Raw genomic sequence first — 5,108 nt, forward strand, 5'->3', positions numbered from 1 at the left:
GCTGGTTCGCCGAGCTGACCAACCGCGGGCTGCGCCGGTCGACGCACCGCTGCGTCGTCGAGCTCGACGCCGACATCCGCCGGTGGATCAACGCCTGGAACACGACGTGAAACCGTTTGTCTGGACGAAGACCGCCGACCAGATCCTCGTGACCCTCGCCGCCTACCGCCAACGAATTAACGGTTCGCAAGCATCGCGAATGGTTGCGTGTAGGCAGGGATGAACTCACACTGGCCGCTGCCGATGAACTCGTCGAGTTGCCGATCGGCTACGCGCCAGCTGAAGGCTTCGTTCTTCTTGAGCCGCTTTGGCGTGAGCAGCCGCATCAGCATTGCTCGCTCACGGGTGTGCGCGGGCGGGTCCATCGTGACCATATGCTCGTTCATTGGCAGCTGGTCCCGATAGAGATCGATGATCTCACTGACGTCGTCGCCGTCAAGCGGGATCGGGAACGTGGATCATTCTGGGAGGTCCAGCAGCATCCGGGGGTCGACCGGTGCGGCCTGACTGTTACTGATTCCCGCCCTGGCCTGTTCGATGATCTCCTGGACGTGTCGCTCGATCTGTTCCGGGTCGAGTCCGAGCGCTTTGCCGATGTGGACCGACCACACCTCGGACCGCAGGTTGGTCTCGAAGTCCAGGTCGGCTCGCAGGTTCTGCCGCGTCGCTTCGCGGTTCTGGCTCACCATCACAAAGGTGGACAGGAAGATCGCCTCCAGGCTGACGATCATCGTGAGCAGTCCGAACGGATACGGGTCGAAGATGCCGGCCCGCCCGAACACGCCCTCGTTCAGCAGGACCCAGACGCCGAACCAGACGGCGTGGAGATAGACGAAGGGTAGCGAGCCCGCGAACGATGTTATCGCGTCCGCCGCGCGGTCCTGCGACGTACGCATCCGGGTGAAGGCGATTCGCTCGTTGGGGACCCGGACACGGGGACGGGGGTGGCCGCCTCTGGCGGCACGGTGCGGCTGGCTGTGGCCGTCAGCGGGAGAGTTCACGATACTCATACTGATGTGCGGGTACCCGAAACCTGTCTATAGGTGTTGACCAGGGCATTCCTAAGTCCTGCCTGCCATGGGCTCTGGTCAAGCTGGGGGACTGTACTCGCTCCTGCGTGCAGGCGACGGCCGCGTGGTCGGCTGCCCGTTACCCGGGGTGGCACGTTGTTGATCATAGCGGCGAGACGGCCCAGGACGCGGACGGCTTCGAACGTGTGGTGACACCGTTGCGCGCCGAACACCAGCTGACACCCCGTCCAGGCCCGTCCTCGGCGACGGTGATGACACGTGTGATGACTGAGTTGGTGGTCAGCGGAGTTCCAGGGCCACAGGACGTCTTGTGCGGACCAACCCCTCCTAATGATCCATACGGACAGTAATAGGTCGATTGTGATCGAAAATATCGACTCCCGAGCTTCACCTCGCTGGGGTCATCCATTTTATCTCATGCGCGTCGGATGCATCTAGATCATCACTGAATATTCATGTGTTCGGCGAGTTCCGGTAGCCCCAGATTCCGGGCCTGGCGAACCGCCTGCGATTCAAGCAGGTCTTGAGTGAGCCTCCGGGCAAGGCGCTGGTAACGCAACCATTCCGGGGCGTAATCCTTGGCGCTGCGCAATGTCCGTACCGCTTCACTGGGATTGCGCGTGGCGGCTTGGGCGTCGGCGAGTGTAAGTAGATAGCGTGCCCAGGTCGAGCGGCGCACGTCACCGCCTGGCCGGATTGATCTGGCAAGCGACAGGGCACGGTCAGGTTCGCCCATGATTACGGCATTTTCCACCTCGATGGTGTCAACCGTCGTTGGCCCGAATGCTGCCCAATATGATCCATACGTCATATGGTCTTGCCCTAGCCGTGCGGCGGCGGAACGCGCCAAGGACAGAAACTCGCGGGACTGCTCGGGCCGGTTGTTGCGGGCCGCGGAGCTGGCACCTCTCGTAAGGAGCCTTCCCCAGACTGCTATATGGTTGGCATTGGCTCGGCTCCATGATGGCTCTATGGCGTCGGCCATCGTGATGACCGTCTCCTCTGCGTCGTCGAATCGGGCTTGACGCTGGAAGATCCAGCCGATGTTGTCAGCGACAGCTGCCCTTAGGATGGGGTCGCCGGCTGACTCGGCGTGGGTCATTGAGCGCCTAGCGGCTTCGTAGGACAGATCTTCGCGTCGGAGCTGAAGGAGAACGAGCGAGGCCATGTTGTATGTCTGCGCCAAGAGCCGCAGGGCTATTATCTTATAATCGCCGTCGTTGGCCGCCACGGCTGCCTCAGCGTCCTGGATTGTGTCCGGTATGCCGGCAAGCAAATCTTGATACCGGGACTCGTGGTAAAGACGGGTAACATCTGTTACCGCTGCGCGTAGATTTGCGATGTTGGGTGCCTCCCTGGCCGCTTTCTGTGAAAGCGATGGCACCAGAATTTTGCGTAAGGCAAGCAGATTAGCGGTATCGCCGTTGTCGGCCCGGTCAAGGTCACCCCCACCCTCGAGTAGTTCAGAGGTCTTGACCTTCAGTGCACGGGCAATGGCATGGAGCGTGGAGACTCGCGCCCCGGCACGCCGGTTACCCTCCAACTTGGTGATCACATCGAGGCTTACACCGGCGGCTTCCGCCAACTCCGCCTGTGTTAACGACCTCCGGCGCCTGATTTGGACGATTCGGTCACCTAGGCTCTGCTCCATACCACACCTCCTGTGCGGAGTGTAGCAAGTCACAACTGAACAAGAACGAGAAAGATCGAACTCCAGATATTTCGGGCCTCTACCGGGAGGCCAGAAGGTGGCAGGCTGGGAGATAAGTCAGGTCTACCGCGCCAAGCCACTTGCGATCTTCCGTGGGTGTCTTTTTTGCCCACTGGGGCAATACGCCCTAGTTATCACACAGAGTGACCGCTGGCAACGGCAAGCTGTCCCTTCACGCAGCGTTGGTAACGCGACACGCTTTCCTTGGCCCCGACATCCGGTGCCACGACGTAGGCGCCCGGAGCGCACAGCGGAGGGATAGATGGAGCGACAGACATTAGCCCTGCATGTACTTGAGCTGATGGCCATAAGTGCTTTAGCACAGCTCGAATCAATGGGCGCGAACCTCGAACACTTCAAATACGATCTGCCCGGCTTCCCTTTGGAACATGCCGCCATCAGCGAAAGGATCGAGAATGTGGTAGAAGAGGTTCGGTGGCTGCGGGATCATCTCGCATTACTGACGGGGCGGGCCGTTGAAAATCAACGCACGGCTCGGTAGCGGACAGGCCGCCGTCGAGTATACGGCGGTCGCCCAAATTTCCTGGTAACAGGTCACACCGGCGCGTTCGCGGATCCTGCGACCGTGTAACGGTAGCTGAGATTGCCTTGCCCGGCGTACCGCGCAGACCGGTGCATGTCCAAGGCAGCAAAGAGGGTCGCCGGGCGGATCGGCGACATCGAAACCTTCCACGGAGGAGACCGCGATGTGCGGCGTCAACCACAAGAGCTTTGCCCGACCTGGTTACCTCATCGATGTGTCGGCGGACAGCATCGCAGCCAAGGGCGCACTGTTTACTCGACTGCTGGCCCACCATGGTGAGGTGGGGCTCACCGGGGAACAGATTGCCGGGCTTCTTGACCTGAGCTGCGAATACCACGGACGTCAGGTTGAGATCCGGATCGAGATGGCCCGACTCGCCGAGGAAATCGAGCACAAGCGGGGGCGGTTGGAGGCTCGGGCCATCGCGGAGCGTAAGCCCCTCCTGGACCGGCGGGCGGAACTGTTCCGTGAGGACGAGGATCTCTTCTTCGCGTTCGCGGCCCGCGGTCACGAGCTGCTGTCAGACGATCAGCTCGACAGGATCGACCGTATTTATCATGCGGAGAAGGACGCGGGCTTGGCGGCGCTCGCGGGGTCGCTGTGCAACGCTGTGAGCCCTACATTCTACTTCGGACCGGCGGTGACGTCCTGATGAGCTCGTCGGGTCGGACAGCTGGCGAAACCACGGCGGCGTGGCTACGGGCGGGTAGGTTCGAGGGCCTGTCCGACGCGGCTCGGCAGACAGCTGAAGATCGACTCGGGGGCATTCGTGACAGGGTTCTCGCTGGTGCACGGATCACCGCGGGCGCGCACGTCGTTGATCTCGGTGCCGGGACAGGACTGCTTACCTCTGCGGCGCTTTCGCTGGTCGGCCCGGCTGGGATGGTCACGGCGGTAGATCTCTCCGCCGAAGCGCTGAGCCAGATTGACCTGCCCGCGGATGGGGGTACGGTGCGTCGGCTGGTCGCGGACGCAACTCGGATGTCGCTGGCGGATCGCTGCGTTGATGCGGTTGTCGCACGGTCTGTCCTGATCTACATCGATGACCTGCCGGCCGCGCTCGCCGAGGTCGCGCGGGTCCTCCGCCCGGCTGGTCGTTTCTCCGCGTTCGAGCCCGTCAACGCGCGGCGTCGCCATGATGCGGAGCTGGACGGGCTGAGCGCAACGGAGCTGATCGCGATTGACCAGGCGACGGCGGGTGCGACGCGTGGCGCGCGGACTATGACAGCCTTCGATGAACGCCGCACTGCCGCGCTGGCCCGACACGTCGGACTGACCATTGAAGCAGTCGTGATGGACACGGTGAGAGACACGTTCACCGACGCTGCCGCCGTCGAGGCCCACCTACATCGCCGGGGTCATCCGGGTGGCCCCACCGCGATCGAGACCATCACCAAGAATCTTGGGGGCGACGTGGCACGTCGCTACCGCGAGGCGTGGCGGCGCGCAGTTGGACGGCAGGGCACGATCACATACACCACCCCGGTGATGTATGTGACGGCATCCAACGCGGCACAGTAGTGGACGGAGCCGGCGGTCTCGGTAGGGGTCATGGAGCGGGGCCTGACCGCCTCGAATCCCACCTGGTGGCCGACTAGGCGCGGCCGGCCGAACTGTCCGGGTGCTTGAGGCTGTCCCCGGGCGTGTTCGGTGACCCGACGGGCGCACCCCAACCCCTCTCCTTGATCCACATCCCTGGTGCCGGGCGCTCCAACTCGGCTAGATAGCGCTGATCCCTTGACCTACGCGGTTCACGTGGGCAGGCTGATGCCTGCAAGAGAGTTCTGTCTCATTTAGCTGTTTGTGCTGTTGGTGGCATGGG

General features: G+C 62.6%; 5 protein-coding genes and 2 pseudogenes. 4 read left to right on the top strand and 3 right to left on the bottom strand.

Annotation, left to right across the window (positions count from 1 at the left end; genetic code table 11):
* Positions 1-223 (top strand): annotated as a pseudogene (locus U9980_RS21805) (hypothetical protein); the annotation flags it as partial.
* Here U9980_RS21805 and U9980_RS21810 read toward each other — a convergent pair.
* The 3 genes and pseudogenes from U9980_RS21810 to U9980_RS21820 form a co-directional block, all read right to left on the bottom strand.
* Positions 186-458, bottom strand: a pseudogene (locus tag U9980_RS21810) (cytochrome P450); the annotation flags it as partial. The pseudogenes U9980_RS21805 and U9980_RS21810 sit on opposite strands and share 38 nt — an antisense overlap.
* Positions 459-1,010, bottom strand: coding sequence for a DUF1003 domain-containing protein (locus U9980_RS21815; protein ID WP_322769630.1), 552 nt, complete (start codon positions 1,008-1,010; stop codon positions 459-461).
* A gap of 463 nt (positions 1,011-1,473) precedes the next feature.
* On the bottom strand, positions 1,474-2,682 hold the full coding sequence (locus U9980_RS21820; RefSeq protein WP_322769631.1) for a helix-turn-helix domain-containing protein: 1,209 nt from the start codon (positions 2,680-2,682) through the stop codon (positions 1,474-1,476).
* 322 nt (positions 2,683-3,004) lie between these two features.
* Between U9980_RS21820 and U9980_RS21825 the strand changes: the two genes are divergently transcribed.
* The 3 genes from U9980_RS21825 (at position 3,005) to U9980_RS21835 (ending at position 4,807) form a co-directional block, all read left to right on the top strand.
* Positions 3,005-3,244, top strand: a complete 240-nt coding sequence (locus U9980_RS21825; protein ID WP_322769632.1) for a hypothetical protein — start codon at positions 3,005-3,007, stop codon at positions 3,242-3,244.
* Positions 3,245-3,449: 205 nt separating this feature from the next.
* Positions 3,450-3,938, top strand: a complete 489-nt coding sequence (locus U9980_RS21830) for a hypothetical protein (protein WP_322769633.1) — start codon at positions 3,450-3,452, stop codon at positions 3,936-3,938.
* Entirely contained in the window at positions 3,938-4,807 is an 870-nt protein-coding gene (locus U9980_RS21835) for a class I SAM-dependent methyltransferase (RefSeq protein WP_322769634.1), read from the top strand. The genes U9980_RS21830 and U9980_RS21835 overlap by 1 nt, the downstream gene beginning before the upstream one ends.
* Positions 4,808-5,108: the final 301 nt, after the last annotated feature.

This window comes from Protofrankia sp. Cr1 (genome assembly GCF_963555865.1).
Classification (GTDB): Bacteria; Actinomycetota; Actinomycetes; order Frankiales; family Frankiaceae; genus Protofrankia.